Source organism: Gimesia sp. (assembly GCF_048260065.1).
Taxonomy (GTDB): Bacteria; Planctomycetota; Planctomycetia; order Planctomycetales; family Planctomycetaceae; genus Gimesia.
The window spans coordinates 102,593-120,112 of the sequence record NZ_JBLXHC010000014.1; the positions used below are offsets into that span (position 1 = coordinate 102,593).

The window sequence follows — 17,520 nt, forward strand, 5'->3', positions numbered from 1 at the left end:
GACTTATTTCAGTTTAGACAGCTTGAGAACAAGTAGCAAGCAATTTCAGCGGAATCCAGTTCTCTGGTACGTGAGTCAGTCTTGCTGCTGCTTTGCTCTATTAGTTCGGATTTTGAGAGTCCAACAGGAGAGAATACTCGCGAAATCAACCATCAGCACGCGGAAGGGATTTTCAGGCAGTTTCCGGGAAAAATTGCGTGTGGGTATTTTGTTGTGTGCACTTCAAATAACTTCTCTGTTCGATCACCCATCCGACGATTTCTCGTTACCTGTTGGAGAGGTTGGTGTCTGTTGTTTCTGTGGGGGCGGACTTTGGCTTTTCAGATCATTCAGCCAGCGTTTTCCTGAGTGATAATCAGTATTAAATGCAGCGTAAGGATAGTCGCGATTGATTTGCCTGGCTTTTTCGCGAGTGATCTTTGTTCGCATGGCGTTTACATAACCATCAGGATGAATCTGAATTAATGCCTCAAATCCCTGTTCTGAGAGGTCTGTATCGGAAATCTGAATCCCTCCACACAGCTTTAACACGGGAACTTTTGCCAGCAGGTCAGCATTCCTGACTCCGGAAGCTTCCAGTCCAAAAAAGGGAGGCAGTTGTGAGAGTGCCTCGACAGTTTCTGGTGTGATCTCCAGAGCAGGTGGTAAAATAACTCGTACAGGAAAAAACAGTTCTGAGTCTGGCGGATACTCAGACTTTTGATACGTTTTTCCATTCGTCGCGTTGATTGTGACTCCCAGATCGAGCAGTTTGATCGCGGCCTGCCGGGCCACAGGGGTGCCCAGATAACGATTGTGCCCATTGAGATCGTTATCGATGACTGTCATGCCTGGCTGAATTTTTTGCAGTTCCGCTATCAGTTCCGGATCATATTTTCGACCGAAAGAATTGATGTTCAAAAACCGCAGTTTCAATTTTGAAAAACCGGGTGAACGCGCCAGATCTTCCAGGGTCTGGGGGATGGGGTTATACAGATGCAGGTTTCTCAAGCGTGGCATCAATTCCAGAAAACGAAATTGATCATCGATCTGAATGGCACCAACATTGAATGTGTCAAGGTGTTCCAGTCCCATGTTGGAAGTCAGCTCTGATGTTTTCAGCGGGGTGTTGTAGATGTGAAAATCGGTCGTGTTTTCATTGAACTGCAACCCCTCCAGTGCCCCGGGTTCCAGGTGACAGTTCATGATATTGAGTGAATGCAGCGTGAGCAGACTGCTTAATCGAGACAGACTGGTAATGGTGATCTTTTGATCTGCCCTGCTGAAAACAATTTCGATCACCCGGAATGGCTCGTCCGGGAGTTGATTCAGCTGATTTTTTGATTTTTCAGTTCCATTGGCCTTCTTGAAGCTGACTTTACCACCCAGGTTAATCACCCATTCTGCGATCGCCCGTTCGGAAGCCAGGATGGCTGAATCATTCCGTTCTGGTGGAGAAGTACGCGGGGGCTGTGGATCGGTTTTCGCTCTGAGTTTCAGCCAGCTGATGCCATGATGACTGCTTGAATGAAATGCTGCAAACGGATAATCCTGATCGACCTGTTTCGCTTTCTCGTCGGTGACTGGGGTTCCTATCAGATTTATATAAACTTCCGGATTGCTTTGATAAAATGATTCAAATCCTTTGTCTGTCAGGTCGGAATCGGGGAGTCGAACTCCGCTGCAGAGTGCCATCACCGGGACAGCAGTCAGCAGGTCTGCATTTTTCAGTCCTTTCGAATCCAGCCTGGGGAAGGGAGGCAGGCGAGAAAACATCTCAGCGATCTCCGGCGTGATTTCCAGATTGTTCGGTAGAATGATTTCCAGAGGTTTGAACAGTTCGGACTCGGACGGGGAGTTTGACTTGTTAAAAAGGATCTCGCTCTGGTTGGGACCGCTGGCAACAATTGTAATGCCCAGTTCCAGCAGTTTTATCGCAGCTTCCCGTGCGACCGGGGTTCCCAGGTAGCGCTGGTGCCCCTTCTTATCATTGACAATGATAGACATGCCCGGCTTTTCAGCCTGTAACGCGCGAATCGCATCAGAGTCAAAAGTGCGGCCGTTGGCATACAGATTGAGGAAACGCAGGTTCCCCTGTTTGAATCCAGATGAGTCGGCCAGATCCTGCAACTGCTGTGTATTCGGGTTCCAGAGCCTTAAATCTCTCAGTCGCGGCATCAGGTCGAGGAACTGAAAGTGATCATTCACCTGGGCAGTACTGATTTCAAATGTATCGAGGTTTTCCAGGCCTTTGATCTCATTGCTGAGGTGTGTCGCTTTTGCGAGACTATGAGACATGCGGAAATGAGTCATACCATTGCCGAACTCCAACCCTTTCAGGGCACCGGGGCGCAAACCACAATTTGAGATACTAAGTGAGTGGAGTGATAACAGGCGACTTAAACGCGACAGGCTGGGAAGCTGGATTATCTCTCTCGATTGATCAAAGGGGATTTGCAAAATCCGAAATGGTTCCTTCGGTAGTTGATCGATTTGGGATACCCAAATATCATCTTTGTTTGTTGTTTTGACAACGACCCTGGCTCCCAGTCTAAGGGCCCATTCTGCTGTTTCCCGTTCGAATGCCAGTTGTGCGTCATCTAAGCGGGGGGACGTCTCTTTTTTAGTTGGCTTAACCCGATTCTGTTTTGCTGATTTGAGTTTTTCATAGACAATTTCCAGCCAGCGCCGTCCTGTACCATGCCTGGAATGGAATGCCAGATAAGGCGCATCCTCGTCAAGTTGTTGAGTGAGAGACTTTGTGACCTGAGTGTCCTTGATATCGAAATATCCATCCGGATCCTGTTCGACCAGTTTACGAAAGGCAGCATCAGTCAGGTCCGAATTTTCTAATCCGACACCACTGGCGCGTCTTAAACCGGGAATCCCGGTCAGCAGGTCAGCATTGTGAACTCCCGTTGCATTTAAATGGTAATAACTGGGAAGGGCAGCCAGATCATCTACAATTTCAGAGGTCAGTTTCAACTTGGGTGGGAGAGAGACTCGACTCAATGAGAAAGGGATCTCTTTCGATGGCAGGTTCTCCCTGGAAAATGTCTGGCTTCCTCGGCCTGGTTCGTGACCTTCCATGGTACAACCCAGCTCCAGTAATCTGACAGCCGCCAGTTGAGCGACCGGTTTGCCAAGGTACTGTTCTTCTCTGCCGGAACCGTTTGAAGTAATTGTCATTTCAGGTTGTGCGGATTGCAGACGTTGAACGAGCGCGTCATCAATCTGACCGTTGGGCCTCAGTCTCAAAAACCGCAATTTCGATTGTCGTAGCAGCGGTGATTCGCTTAATTCTTTCAATTTGGCAGGTAAGATATCAACGATTTCCAGAGCTCTGAGGTTCGGCATCTGTTCCAGAAAGGCAAAGTGGTCATCAATCTGGGAACCACCCAGTTCCAGTGTATCGACGAATTCAAGGCCCTGAATCTCTTTCAAATCAGATACTTTTAATTCCGCTTGCAGGATGTGTAAGGTTTCAAATGCCTGTTTCAATACGAGCCCTTTGAGGGCAGCCGAGGATACTTTTGCTTGATTCAGGTTCAGTTCCTCTAGTGTCATTAACTGACTGAGGCTGCTCAAATCCGTCAATGGTTTATTTCGGGATCGATCAAAATAGATTTCTTTCAGTCGGAATGGTTCATCAGGGAGTTCCTTGATGTCTTTGATGTTAAATTTGAAGTCATGTGCCATGTTGAAACGCACGATGCCTCCCCGTTTGATCAGCCACTCCGTGACTTCCCGTTCCCGGGCAAAGGGTTCGGCAGGATCAGCGACCTGTGGTACAGGTGACCCGGGCTGGTCAGCAACCGGACTGGTAGCTTTCGCTGATTTGCCCGGTGTCGGGGATGGGAGCCAGTTTAATTTAATTTCGGCCGATTCTTTGGAGTCAGCAACGATTTCAAAACGTCCGTTCTTCAGAGGAACTCCATTCACCGATGCCAGGACACGTTGTTCGTTCCCCTCTGATTTGACGGTCGTCAACTCACCCCAAGGGAGCCGCTGGTCTCCGATTTGCAGACTGAGTTCGTGTGAGCCTGACTTTTGTGTTCCGGTCCAGCTTCCTGATGTGAGATCCAGAGGCTTTCCGTCAAGCAAAATTTGAGCCCGTTGATCATTCAGGGTGACATGTAGGGTTCCCTGAGAGCTGGAGGGCCTCAGAAACGAGATACCCAGTAACAGAACGGCTGCCAGCCCCATGCCCACCAGAATTCTTCCCGGACTGAGTCGTTTGCCAGATGTGCCAGGCAGGGTCGTTTCTTGCCAGGCTGCCAGGACCTGAGAGACTTCCTGCATCGAGTGATAGCGCAGCTCTGTCGAGCGGGCCATCATTTTGCGGCAGATCTGATCCAGTCTGGAATCGATATCAGGCTGAATATTTCGAACCGGTCTGGGATCTTTGGTCATGATCTGAGACAGAATGGAAGCCGTCGTTCCCTGGAAGGGGCGTTGCCCGGCGAGCAGTTCATACATGATGACCCCCAGCGAGTAGACATCGCTGGCTGGTCCGATTTTTTCCAGGTCTCCTTCCACCTGTTCGGGCGACATGTAAGACGGGCTTCCCATGATCTGACCATGCTGTGTGAGCTGGGTCGCTTCTTCGTTCTGGCTCATCGTTGCCAGTCCAAAGTCAGTGATGATCGGAGTGCCATCCTGTCGGATCATGATGTTTGCGGGTTTGAGATCCCGATGTACGATTCCCTGCTGATGTGCCAGTTCCAGTGCCTGTGCTAACTGCTGAATCAGTTGGGCGATTTCAGTCTGGCTGAATTTCTGACCGGCCTGTATCAACGCCGCCAGCGATTCCCCTTCGATGAATTCCATTGTGATGTAATGGACATCGTCGATCTGATCCACATCATAAACCGAACACAGATTCGGGTGATTCAGATTGGCAGCCGCTCGTGCCTCACGGTAGAAACGGGTAATGAACTGTGTATCGGCGTGCGAGTTAATCTGCGGAAGCTTGAGTGCCACCTTGCGCTCGAGTTGTGTATCCCGCGCCAGATAAACGCAGCCCATACCTCCTTCGCCCAGCCGTGAGAGGATCTGGTAGCGACCAAACCGGGCGGGAAACTGTTCGAAGTGCAGGCGCGATTCCTGAACCGTCAGGCCGCCTGAACTGTCGGCGGAACCGGAGTCTGACTGATCGGCAATGCGGGTTCTGGCTGAATGTGAGTCGGAAAACAGTTTTGAAAGTTCCCCGGCGATTTCGGGATGGGCCTCAAGCAGTTCCTGCTCACTGATGATCTTGCCTGTTTCCCGCAAACGGTAGTAGCGTTCGATCAGGATCAGTTCTTTCAGCAATATACTGCGTGAGGGATTGGTAAAATCGAAGAGCGTCTTTTCCAGTGACGGATTTTCCCCGTTCTGCCAGGACTGTTCAAAGTCTTCGCAGCGTTCTTCAATCTGGCTTTGTAGTTCGGCTGGAAGATTTTCCAGTTCAAATGGTTGATTCATTTTGTCTTATCCTAAACTCGAGAACCCCGAGTTATGTACAAGATCGCAATGGAGCAGATAACCCCGACACAGATTTTTAAAAATTTGGGGAAAGAATGTGATATTCGTCCAAATGATTGCCTGGTTTCAATTTAGTTCCGCTTCGATCTGTTCTGTCCAGGTTTGTCGAATCAGAACAAGCCGGCGTTCAATGCTGCGTTCCATGACTCCCACTTTGGCGGCAATTTCCGCATTGGTATAACCTTCCAGCTTGAGTTGGGCGACCTCTTTGAGGGATTCTTTTCCCAGTGAATCCAGAAGGCGACTGGCTTCCTCGGCTGCTTCTACTGCGAGTTCCTGGTTCGGTGCCTGATGAGCCAGCTGATCCAGCCAGTTTTCTTCTTCAGACGAAGTTCCGGAAACCGTGCGCCTGACATCGCGTTTCTGAGCGCTTTGTCTGCGGTACAGGTTCCGGGTTTTACAGAGTGTTATATTGACAAGCAGAGGCCAGAGGCTGGTCCGATCGTTGAGATTGGGGAACTTGCCTGCTTCCAGTCGCACGAAAAAGCTGTTCAATGCGCTGAGGACGGCATCTTCTTCATCTTCGACCCGACAGAGGTCTTTCTGCAGATGGGAGCGGGCCAGTTGCACTAGTTGTTCGAAATAGCGATTCCAGAGTTGCTGCTGCAATTCATCTGCTTCACCCTGTTTGAGTTGATCCAGCCAGTTGGTGACTGAGCCCTGATGATCCATGCCTGCTGCCGTTATCTATTCAATAGGAATCCAGATTCGTCAGGCACTCAATTCATCAGGCGGGTAGCGGGTCCGCCTTCTGAATTGCTGACTGGTCTGAATGATTACAAAGTCAATTCTCAGAAGGTCTTACAGACAGTTTATCAGCACAAACGACTCAATTCAAAAAAAATCGGGGGATTCTGCGTCGGAAAAAAAACTGCCTTCGCGATTGTACTTGAGGAGCAGGGGACACACAACATTTTGGTAGTCAAAAACTCACGATATCAACTTGGAACCTGCGGTCGTAACAATCGAAACTCCATTCGAACAGGAGCAGACACAATGATCAGGGCACAACTCACTCAACGACCAAAACAACTGCGATGCAGAGGCTCAATACGGATAATTTTTCTCGTGCTGTTGTGTCTGATTCCAAGTCTGGTTTATGCGGAGCAGCGTACCTGGACGAGTGCCGACGGCAAGAACGAGGTCCGTGGTGAACTGCTGGGAACGACTGATAAAGTAGTTATTCTCAAGAAACAGTCGGATGGAACTCTGCACGTCGTCCCATTTTCCATGTTGAGCGAAGCGGATCAGGCTTATGTGCGGGAGAAGTATCCCCAAATCTTTCCTGAGGATCAGAATAGACCGGCAGTGTCGACTACCACGAATGAGACGAAAACTGCATCGCCTGAAATGCAAGGACAGAAAACATCAGAGAAAAAACAGGATCCAGAGGACATGCGGTTCAAGTGGGAGCATGTCTCAAAGATACTGCCTCGGTTTCAACCAATGCTGATTGATGGAGCAGCCGTCATCAGTCCCCGGACACAACTTATTTCCCGTAAACAGCAGGCGAACCTGCAAATTTCTGCCGATTATATCGGAGCGATTCTGTGTTACCTGGCAGACCGCGAAGGTTATGAACTTCTGGCTCAGAAGCTGAAAGAGAAGGGGGTAGTGGGGGCATTTAATACCACCACGGGTGATGACCGGGAGCGAATTGAACAATGTTATTCTCTGTTTGGAAAGCTCTACAAACTCTTCTACTCGAAAGAGGAGAACAGGAAATACTACGATCTGCGTCATTCCGGGGTCAACGACTTCGATCAGGGGATTCAGATTTCTAAACTGGTTCGCAAGTTCGATCAAGATTTTCAGCAAATTAAATATCAGGGGGAAGAGATTCCCGTAGCTGTGTTCACAGGAGCGAGTCTGGATCACTATCGCGAAGGGATTGGTGAATTTCCATTGCATGTCAGAGGGAGCATTCGCCCGCTTGAGATTGGCGGTAAGAATTCCCTTAAATTGATTTACCTGAATTCACCGGACCTTCCAACGGGAATTAAAAAAACGCCAGCAGAAGCGCGGGAGTTCGCCCGAGCGATTGAGGGGAAAGAGTTTGCCTTCCGGACGGATCTGGTTTTGAAGTATCCCCGGTATGAACAGAATCCTGACGTTCTGGAATCATATAACGATTTGCTCATGAACGCGAAGATTGTCGGACTTTCTCTCGTGAATGCCGCAAAACCGTCTCAGGTGATTCAGAAATGGGAACTGGAAAAGCCGGTAGAAATCACGGGTGAGCAGCCTGAAGCCGACGAACAGGGCCTGGTCCAAAAAATGCAAAGTCTGGCTAAGGAACATCAACTGGTATTATGGGGAGACTATCCGGCAGTTCGAGTTGACTTGCCGTATAGTTCGGATGGTCCGATCGTGGGGAGTGATCCTGATCGATTCACCAGACTGCTGGATCGGGTTGCGCTGGGACTTGATCCGAACCATTTGAGCCCGGTACTCATAGCCACTCATTTCCCGGAAACGATCGGGCGTTTCATTACAGTCAGTACGAATCGCGTGGGGGGGATTCGTACTGCAAAGTGGTTCGGAGAAAACGAATTTGACAAACGGGCCAGTCAGCAGAAGTTCGAGCAGACTTATGCGGACAAATTACGCCACTACGCGGTTGAGCTGCCAATCCGATTTGTCGAAATTCAGAAAGTTGTTTTGGGAAAAAATGGCAATTACGACTTCGAACGGGGTGGCGTATTGATAGATCATCGAGTGGTGAATGGTCGGTTTCCCGGCCTGACGACCTGTTCCTTTAATTTGCGGGCCGAACAGATTGATCGTCGTACCAGACCCTGCTTTGTACAGGAATTTTTGCCTTTAACGACGGAGCAGGCACGTCCCCTGTTCAGTGGGGTACAGCAGGGATATGACCTCCCCGCATATGTCACACGTGTCGTCACCTGGGATCGACTGCAACTGGAAGAGTATCAGGATGAGCAGCTCCCTCCCGTATCAGTCTCTCGTGAGTCTTTTGAACTCTACCGCGATCCGCAACTCAAGCAGCATATTGCCAGTCTGGAGAGCAAGCAGGTTCCTCCTCCGGTTTTAAGTGAAGCGAAAGGCAAAATCCTGCCCGGCTCCGATCAACCGCTGGCCCTCGACCAGAGTACACTCTTTTTTCTGAAACAGGAAGCGGATGGTATTAATGCGGAAGAAGATGAGCTGAAAAAACTGTTTGATGATTATCGCTATCATACTAAAAGTTATTCCAGCACCGTCAGCGATGCATTAAGGGAATTGACAGGGGCAGAAGAGGAATATTCGAGATATGGCACAGTACGCAATGGTTATTCAGCAGGCACACCGGAAGAGAAGCAACAGGCGATACAGAAATGGAAAGAAGCTCAAGCGAAAGTGAATCAGCTGTTCCAGCAGCCACAGTCCTCCTTCTTCCCGGCTTCCATTGATCAACGTGATCTGGATGAAAGACAGTTTCCGGTCCTGAGAGAGAAATGGCAGAAGTGGATGAGACAGTGTATCGATTCTACAAAACGTCATTTTGTTGTGCATGCGGAAGTCAAGCTGGATCAGCAGCTCCGCGATGTGCAGCTGATGATATCGCGTCAGAATCTTCCGAATCCTTATACATGGAGTCCTGCAAAAACACTGATCGACGAAGGGGTTCCCGCGAGCCATCTCGTGGTTTTGAATTATCAGGATTCAAATATGGTGATATCTCATACTCCCTGCCTGCAGCTGACGCAACCGCTGGAAGATGTGCTTGACCGTGTTCCTGATCAAATACGTGATTTGATCATTGATCAGCAGAATGGAACAGCCCGGGTGGAACTGGTGGTGGCAGTGGGAAAAACCACACTGCTTCCCCATACAGATGAAAACCGACGGGGAGGGCTGCTGTTAGAAACAGAGGTCAAGCAGCTGCGTCTGTTTACAGATCGGAAATATAATCGCGAGTTGATTTTTGAAGTGGAATTGAATCCAGTTGCTGATTCAACGAAAACAGGCTCTGTTTCGGTTTTACGAAGTAAAACAGCAGCACCTGATGCAGAGGAAATGCAGCAAACAAAATCAGAAAAAGTCGAAGCCTGGACACCGGCAGCCAGCCTGCGCTTGATTGCCAGATATCTACCTGAATTTACGCGGGAAAACAGTGGCGTGCTAATGTTCAACCGCTGGCGCCAGGAGACGGATTTTCTGTCAAAACGTGATCAGTCAAAATATGGAATCGTTCCGGATCGTGGTCTGTATTTCCGTTCGCAGACTTCGGCGCCAACAGTTCAGCAGCTCAATGTCGAAGGAAAGGCATTCGTCCAATGGTTGAACCGACCGGAAAGTCTACCGGGCAGTCGTTATTCACTGCGGTTTGAAACCAAATTTGCGGACCTTTCTGATGAGGTGAAAGGTTATCGACAGGCTCTGGTAAGTGTCAGGGAATTTGACGGTTCCATGCAATATTCGCAAATAATGTTTCATATCGGTTCGGAAATCAAGAGGGCCAAACGCAGCATCGAAACGAATAAGTATATGGAAAAAAATTTCCCGGAACGACCCAAATCAGGTGGTGGGGGATTTGGAGGGAGCGGGGGTAGCCTGGGGCTTGGAAAACAGCCGACTGATTCATCTCAGACTGTACAAGTCAGTGAGAAGAACAAAAAAATTCTGCAGGAGATCGAAGAACTTACCCGACTCGAACAGTATCTCAGCAGCGCACCTCCCGTATTCATCCTGCGCGATATTGGAAACCAATATGGTTTGACCAACCTGCGTGGAAATCTGCAGGCGTATGGAACATCAAGTCTGGAAGAGGAGCGATTGCAGAAAATTTATGAACCGATCTTCCCCACACTCAATATGAGTCACCAGATTGTTCTCCCCACAGGATTGCAGATCAAACCGGGAAACAGGAAATGGGAGGTTGAAGTGGAGTTCGATGTCAAATCGGCAACATCACAAGAGACGCCTCCTGATCTTTTTGATCCGAAATTGTCTGGAAAATATAGCGATAAACTCAGTCGAAAAGATCACGGCAAGTACGCCCTGTTTGATGTCGAAGTTACAGCAGCATGGTTGATCAATCAGCAAACGGGAAAGCGGGCACACGAACTGAAGCTGGTTCCTTACCCCCAGCATGTAAAGCAGGCTGCGGACTGAGTTGCTGAACTTTATATAAAATAGTGGCTTACGTGAAACCCGTTTCAGGCGGGGCGTTGCGAGGCGGGAACGAGTAGAGGGCGTTCCCGTCTCGTTTTTTTGTTTTTTTAGAAATAGTTTTGTCTGAGCTGTCGGGATGACAGAGTGATTCTTGATCTTTCTATAGACGAGGAAGTTAATTCAAGAACCAGAAATCAGATCGTTGAAAAAATCAATAAGGGGCAGGGATCATGACTTACGGATTGGGGTATACGGGGGTTTACACTGGAGGCAGTGTCGAAAATACAGCCGGATATCAGGAATTTAAACGCAGACAGTATGCCCAACAACATGAAGAACGTTTAGCGCGTGCAGGTGAGCGACAGAAAAAAAGGGAAGCGGCTACTCAGAATACGAACTCCAGCAGTGCGGTGTGGATACCCGAGCCAGTTGAAGTGGATCCGGTTGAGGCAGAGCGTCAGCGCAAAATAGAAGAAGCCCGCCACAAAGCGTGGTTGAAGAAACAGGAAGCTATTCGTCTTGCCGAGGAAAAACGAAAAAAAGAACGTCTGGAAGTGTTAAGCCGTATGAGTCGCAAACAGAAGGTGCTACATTTTCTGTGGATCACTAGTCCAATCTATATCATGCTGTGTGCTTTCAATTCACTGCTTGAGAAAGCGACAGCAGAAAAAGATAAGCTTGGAACAAATCTTAACAGGTCGGTAGAAATTCAATTCGGAATCAAAAAAGTACAAGCTGTTCTGACGCCGATTAAGAACCTGGTAAACAGGTTGATCCCGGCAGTCACCTGGAAAGTGGTCTCCAGCGTGCTGGGCATCGTCGCTTTTGGGGGTGTTCTGAAACTGGGAGGGGGATTGGTATTCGCGGTTCCTGCTGCGGTACTTGGATTTTATCTACTCAAGATTTGCCGATATTTTACATATGCTGTGTCGGTGTATCTGCTGGCTCTGGCTTACCATCTGGGAAGCAAACTGGAAGAGTTTATCTGGTGGGCAGAAGAAGCGACGGGCAGAGTGGTGGAGAAAGTTCAGGCTGTGATGCTCGCGTTGCTTAAGTTGACTCTGTTTATCGCAATATTCGGCTTCATCGCCGGACTCATTATGCTGGTGGCGAAATTACAGTAAGACTGCCAGAGATAAGAGAACCGGTTATGTAAATCTGTCAGCGGAACGAGTTGGATCGGGAGATAAACTGAAGATGATTAAGGGACTGACATATAACAGAGAATTTCTCGATCCCCTGATCGAGCAGCAGCTGATTGAGACGATCGATCAGACTCCGTGGTTGAACGATTTGAAACGCCGAGTCCAACATTACGGGTATCGTTATGATTACCGTTCTCAATCGATTGATACTTCAATGCAGGTGGGACGTTTGCCGACCTGGGCACTATCGCTGGCAGAAACGATTGTGGGGCAGGGATACTTTGAACAATTTCCCGATCAGATGATTGTTAATGAATATGAGCCGGGACAGGGGATTGCACCCCACGTGGATTGCGAGCCCTGTTTTGGTAATTCAATCGCCTCAATCACACTGGGCTCTGGCTGTTTTATGAAATTCAGTGAAGTGACAGGAACAAACAGACATTCAATTTACCTGGAACCACGCAGTATCATAGTCATGTCTGATGAAGCACGCTATGACTGGAAACATTCGATTTCCAAGCAGAATTTCGATGACGTCGACGGCAACAGGATACCCCGTTCGCGTCGGATTTCACTGACATTTCGTACGGTGAATTCGGAATCCCTTCAGGTTTAATCCGGTATGAAATTTCCGATTGAATTTCCTGAACCATAGAATTAATAATGGTTTAGGTTGTGTGGTCATGTCGGGCTTGAGCTCCGTCCGTTAATACTTACCTTCATTTTGAAAATTTTCCCCATTCCACGTCGGGGGGATTCCACAAACCGTGATCTTTCTATTGTGAGACGATTTTAATCTGGTCCGCAATTCAACTTTGTCTCGATAGATAATAGAAAGAACCGCAATGTTTTCCCTGTTAAAACACCTTTCGAAAACAAGTTCTTCTGTCTGTAGCTCTCGCAACAAACGCAAATCATGTCGCACACCCATCCGAAACTGGCAGGTGCAGTTGCTGGAAGAACGTCAATTGCTGGCAGGCATGTTGACGTCCGACGATGTAATCGTTCGCTCGGGTGATAATGCCCCCAATCTTGACACGGGAAACAACGATGGCAATTTCAGTAAGTTCAGTGAGGAGCCGATTATCAACGAGACCGGGCTGGTTTTATTTCAGGCAAATGTCACGGGCTCTCTCACGTCAAGTAATTCGGGACTCTTTCAAGTTTCAACTTCGGGCACAATTTTAAATATCACACGTCAAAAACAACCGGTTCCGGCGATTCAAGATGGGACACTCTACGACGGGATCTCAGGAGCCGCATCCTCTATTCCCTTACCCTTCAACGACAGTGGCCAGGCAGTGTTTGTTGATCGCTTCAATGGAGTCAATTATTGGGAAGACTCGGGTATCTTTCTCGGCAGCAATGGCAACGGACCGCTCTTACTGGTTCAGGAAGGCAGTGATGCACCCGGTGCGACGAATGGAAGTACAAATGGAAAGTTTGATGGACTGGAGGGAACCTATGTGACAGTGAACAATGCTGGGCGAATCGCTTTCATCGCGAATTTATCTAATACCGATAATGGAAGCGCTGATAACCAGACTGTCTTCAGTACCGACGCCAATGGAAACCTGATCGAGATTGCCCGAAAGGGGCAGTTGATCCCCGGCTCTCAGGTTCATCGCTTTAGCAGTTTCTATTCGATATCGATCAACAATGCCGGACAAATCGCATTTTATGGAGAGACATCAAATTCTTCCGTACCAGATGGCATTTATGTGAGTGACGGAGATGGTTCACCACTCCGCGTTGTGATGCAGAATGAACAGGTCTTTAATTCCGACGGCGACAAATTTCACTGGAACAGTAAAATCAGCAACAGTGTTATCAATGAGTCAGGGGCCGTGGCTTTTCGCAGCAATATCGATATTGGCGAAGCGGGTATTGTGCTGGGAGTATTCATTCGCTCGGGAAATGGTGATTTGCGAGAGATTGTTCGTACGGACGACCAGCTTGCAAGTGAAGAAATATACGATCATAGTGGAAAAAACGATCTGGTGCTGAATAATCGCGGAGATGTAGCATTTACAGGAGACATATCTAATGACAGAGTGCTGTTTCGGTATGATGCCGGCAGTAGTCGAGGCGATCTCAAACAGATCGTGCGTGAAGGACAGGCGGTTCCCGACAGCGATCAGGTTATCTATGGAATCAATAAGTATACGATGAATGATGCCGGACAACTGGCAATCTCAGCGACGATCTGGGATGGCGTCGACTCTTTTACCAGACAGGAAGCGTTGTTCTATTATGACGATCTCAATGGTCTTAAGGAAATCGCCCGCACAGGCCAGGCCTTTGAAGGCTCTACCATCACCCATCTCTATTTTGCCGGGAATAGTGATGCGATCTTTCTGGCAGCGAACGGGGATGGAATCAACAACAACGGCGAAGTCACTTTTTCCTATAAGCTGGAGAACGGGCAGCTGGGGATTGCGATGATCGATGGCGATTTAGCAGAAGCAGTCAGCCTGCGTGTTGTTTATGAACCGACGGCGACCGATGCCAACGGCGAAGCGGCTTCGCTGCCTCAGAGTCAGACCTGGATCAGCGAATGGGATTCCTGCTGGGTAGAGATCTGGGTCAGCTCTGCCAATCAGGCGAGCAACGGCATCGCCGCCGTCGATCTCGATTTCCAGTATAACACCGAGTACACGTCGGCGACTGAGATCGAATTCGGGGCAAGTTTTACACAAAATCAGTCGGGGACCATCAATGATACAGAAGGACTGATTGAAAACCTGTCAGCGGAAACAACAGCGACAGAACTGGGTCTCAACGATCGTCTGCTGTTTGCCCGGATTCGATTTGAATCACTGTCCACAGATCAGGTGGCACTGGATATTTCAGGTCAGAGTATTGGCCCTTATGATCTGGGCTTTGAGCTGGTCTCACCACAGGTTGATGTTGTGGCGGAAGTTCCCACAACATTAACCGTCGTACCCTTCAGCGGAGCCAGTATCTGGGCGAACCCTTTTGATTTGAATGATGATGATAAGATCGATTATCGAGATTTGATTCAACAGGTCAGCATGTACAATACACGTCCCAGTGAATCGGAGTCTGCGTACGCCTGGTTTGCCGATTATGATCAGAGTGACCGCATCGATTACCGTGATCTGATCGCACTGGTTTCTAATTACGGAAAATCAAAAGCCAACCAGTCCGAAATCGTTTATCCCGTCAATTATCCCGAAGCGTGGGCTGACAGACTGCTGGTCTCACTTCCGCCGTCTGAAACGACAACTACGACTGGTTTGAAACAGGAGACGGCAGAACAACTGGTAGAGCAGGCAGTCATTCAGATCAGTCCGCAACTTTCTTCTGAACAGAGTGAGCTGCTGTCCGGCGTAGAAGTCAAGGTGGTGGACCTGGAGGGGAGCACATTAGGTCGGGCTGCCGGTGGTACCATTTACCTGGATGTGAATGCCGCCGGCTACGGATGGTTTATAGACGAGACTCCCACTGACAACAGCGAATATGCCTTTGAGAGTCAGTTCTCACTGATCGCTTTGCCCGACAGTGACGCAGCCGGGCAGATTGATCTCTGGACTGTGATCCTGCACGAACTTGGTCATCTGGCTGGATACGGACATGCTTCAGAAGGACTGATGGAAGAAACGCTGTCTCCAGGAGTACGCAAACTGGCAGAGTGGGACGAGGAAGCTGATCTGTTTTTTGCCTCCCTCAAAGACAATACAGACTTACTTCCGTTTTAATCTGGTTTTTAAAGCATGCGTTTTCTCCATTCGTCTGCGAATGAGGCAGCAGGAATGCGCACAGAATCCGTATTCAGTCATCCGTTCCATGCCCTTCGGAACATGATTCAAATTTGGAACAGCAAGAGTTAATAGTTGAGACTGTCTTCCGTAAACGGGGTTCGGGGGCTCCTTTTGAGTACTGTTCTGAGAATGTCATTCATGGTATCCGGGTCATTATCGAAACCGCCGTGCGTGGTACTTTGGGATTTTGCAGGAGCATCTGTTTTGCCGTGGCTGTAGATAAACGACAAACGCTGATGTCGAATGTCCTCTGAAAATCTCTGCATTCCTAACAGCGGTGCTTCCAGCTCTTCTTCGAATGCATTCGAGACCAGGTACAGGAGAGATTTGCGATAGACAAGGGCAACGTTGTCTTCGAGCTCAAGTTTGTCTTCCAGGTTATAGATCTTCATTGTGTCGATCCCGAAGTTTTTGCTGTTCGCTTTCAGCAACGGAAGATAATGAGAATGGTATAAATCAACTGTGGCGGCTGGTGCAAGCAGGTTGACAGAACTGATGCGCGTTTTGGTTTTCGACTTTGCGAGCGCCTGGAGCAGGTGCGCGAGGAGTATTGCGCCCGTACTGTGACCAATCATATGGATTTTTTTGGGGACGGCATCGGGAGCCGTTAAAGCATCCAGAAAGGTTTTCATCGTGAGACTGCCTGGTCTGGATTTCGTGCGAAACGAAGCTTCTGCATCGGATTTCATTTCTCTCCAGAGAGCTCGGCCCGGGCGGCGGGTTGCCCGTTCCAGGAGCAGATCCGACCAGTCGGTAAAGCTGCCTACAATTTCTTCTGTATCAATTTTTTTGCCAATGATGACGTCTTTGATTTCTTCAATCAGCCCCGTGTCATACATGAAATGATAGGGATAGATTCCATTTTTCTTGAAGGTCTCCTTCATGGCGGCAATGCGGGTTGCGGAGGCTTTGGTGTCGTTCAATCCGCCGTGGGCATAAAAGAGCAGGTGTTTGTAGTCCTTACTGTCGGCGATCAGCTTCGCAGTCTCTTTGATGTCCTGGAAATTGCTCCAGTACCTGCCTTCGTCGTGGAATTCGCCATCATCAACATGGACGAAGTGACCGGCAATTTCTTCCCTGCGGGGTTCCCTGGAGAAAAACGTCTGTCTGGCTGTGGCTCCCGATACCCCGGAATGTTCGCGATCCCCCAGTTGAGGCGTAGGCAGAGCCAACTGGAAGACCCAGGCGTCTTTCACGTTGTCCTGCCAGTCTTCGTAACTCCAGTGAGCGATGCCGGAGCGGCCCCAGTCCTCTCCCCACGAATTGAGAACCCAGAAACCGGTGGCATCGTAGCCGACGATTGCGAAGGCATGGCCTCCCAGCAGTTCTTTGCTTTGTTTGATGACTCCTTTTTTCGTGGCCTCTTTAGACCAGCCTGTATGCACACTTGCTGAGACATAAATGGCTCCGACTTCATTCATCGCGGCGTGCATGTCCACAATGTTTTTTCGCACTCGGTAATAGGCACCGATTGTGTTCCGGCGCGCATCTTTAGCCCGTTCTACTGTCAGGTGCTTATCTTTACTGTTTACTTTATAAGGCCACAGGCTCTCTTCGCAGACCCCCATGCTGTACCAGCCTTTGATGGCGCCCCGGCAGCTTGATCCTGAATATTCCTCTCCCGGCCAGATATCAAATTTCTTTGCCATCTCATAGAGCATTCTGGGACTGACGCGAACATTGATATTTCGATCACTGTTGAGCTTGTTGATCACCGCTGCTAAACCGAATCCGGTGCAGGCCCCTTCCTGACCCTGGTTCAGTATGGTCAGATTTCCTGGTGGCGAAATGTGCGGCTTTAATTGCAGCAGGGAGGGTTCATACATGCGATCCCGGAAATCCGGAACGTCTTCCTGAACATTAAGCGTTTTTCCGTCCAGTTTATTCATTTTTGATTCAGCCATGGGCCCATTCTCCTGAAATATAAATACTTTGACGATGAATTGTTTTCCGCTGCTTTAAGA

7 protein-coding genes are annotated in these 17,520 nt (G+C 48.9%); 4 read left to right on the forward strand and 3 right to left on the reverse strand.

Annotation, left to right across the window (positions count from 1 at the left end):
• Window positions 1-243: 243 nt before the first annotated feature.
• Window positions 244-5,445, reverse strand: a complete 5,202-nt coding sequence (locus ACN0YN_RS23290; protein ID WP_417387428.1) for a protein kinase domain-containing protein — start codon at window positions 5,443-5,445, stop codon at window positions 244-246.
• A 126-nt stretch (window positions 5,446-5,571) separates the two neighbouring features.
• On the reverse strand, window positions 5,572-6,177 hold the full coding sequence (locus ACN0YN_RS23295; protein WP_417387429.1) for an ECF-type sigma factor: 606 nt from the start codon (window positions 6,175-6,177) through the stop codon (window positions 5,572-5,574).
• A gap of 396 nt (window positions 6,178-6,573) precedes the next feature.
• On the opposite strand from ACN0YN_RS23295, the gene ACN0YN_RS23300 reads away from it, so the two are divergent.
• The 4 genes from ACN0YN_RS23300 (at window position 6,574) to ACN0YN_RS23315 (ending at window position 15,493) form a co-directional block, all read left to right on the forward strand.
• A complete protein-coding gene (locus tag ACN0YN_RS23300; RefSeq protein ID WP_417387430.1) occupies window positions 6,574-10,623 on the forward strand; it encodes a hypothetical protein in 4,050 nt (1,349 codons plus the stop codon).
• Between the two features lie 230 nt (window positions 10,624-10,853).
• Window positions 10,854-11,747 (forward strand): hypothetical protein, encoded by an 894-nt coding sequence (locus ACN0YN_RS23305; RefSeq protein WP_417387431.1) that lies wholly within the window; start codon window positions 10,854-10,856, stop codon window positions 11,745-11,747.
• Window positions 11,748-11,820: 73 nt separating this feature from the next.
• Window positions 11,821-12,387 (forward strand): alpha-ketoglutarate-dependent dioxygenase AlkB, encoded by a 567-nt coding sequence (locus tag ACN0YN_RS23310; RefSeq protein WP_417387432.1) that lies wholly within the window; start codon window positions 11,821-11,823, stop codon window positions 12,385-12,387.
• Window positions 12,388-12,616: 229 nt separating this feature from the next.
• Window positions 12,617-15,493, forward strand: a complete 2,877-nt coding sequence (locus tag ACN0YN_RS23315) for a choice-of-anchor tandem repeat NxxGxxAF-containing protein (RefSeq protein WP_417387433.1) — start codon at window positions 12,617-12,619, stop codon at window positions 15,491-15,493.
• 128 nt (window positions 15,494-15,621) lie between these two features.
• On the opposite strand, the gene ACN0YN_RS23320 is transcribed toward ACN0YN_RS23315, so the two are convergent.
• Window positions 15,622-17,460, reverse strand: a complete 1,839-nt coding sequence (locus tag ACN0YN_RS23320) for a C1 family peptidase (RefSeq protein WP_417387434.1) — start codon at window positions 17,458-17,460, stop codon at window positions 15,622-15,624.
• Between the last annotated feature and the right edge of the window lie 60 nt (window positions 17,461-17,520).

What these genes read in the sequence shown, in the direction of transcription:
- ACN0YN_RS23315 (WP_417387433.1), top strand. Translation starts at nt 12,617, where the DNA reads ATGTTTTCCCTGTTAAAACACCTTTCGAAAACAAGTTCTTCTGTCTGT.
- ACN0YN_RS23320 (WP_417387434.1), bottom strand. Translation starts at nt 17,460, where the DNA reads ATGGCTGAATCAAAAATGAATAAACTGGACGGAAAAACGCTTAATGTT.
- ACN0YN_RS23305 (WP_417387431.1), top strand. Translation starts at nt 10,854, where the DNA reads ATGACTTACGGATTGGGGTATACGGGGGTTTACACTGGAGGCAGTGTC.
- ACN0YN_RS23295 (WP_417387429.1), bottom strand. Translation starts at nt 6,177, where the DNA reads ATGGATCATCAGGGCTCAGTCACCAACTGGCTGGATCAACTCAAACAG.
- ACN0YN_RS23310 (WP_417387432.1), top strand. Translation starts at nt 11,821, where the DNA reads ATGATTAAGGGACTGACATATAACAGAGAATTTCTCGATCCCCTGATC.
- ACN0YN_RS23290 (WP_417387428.1), bottom strand. Translation starts at nt 5,445, where the DNA reads ATGAATCAACCATTTGAACTGGAAAATCTTCCAGCCGAACTACAAAGC.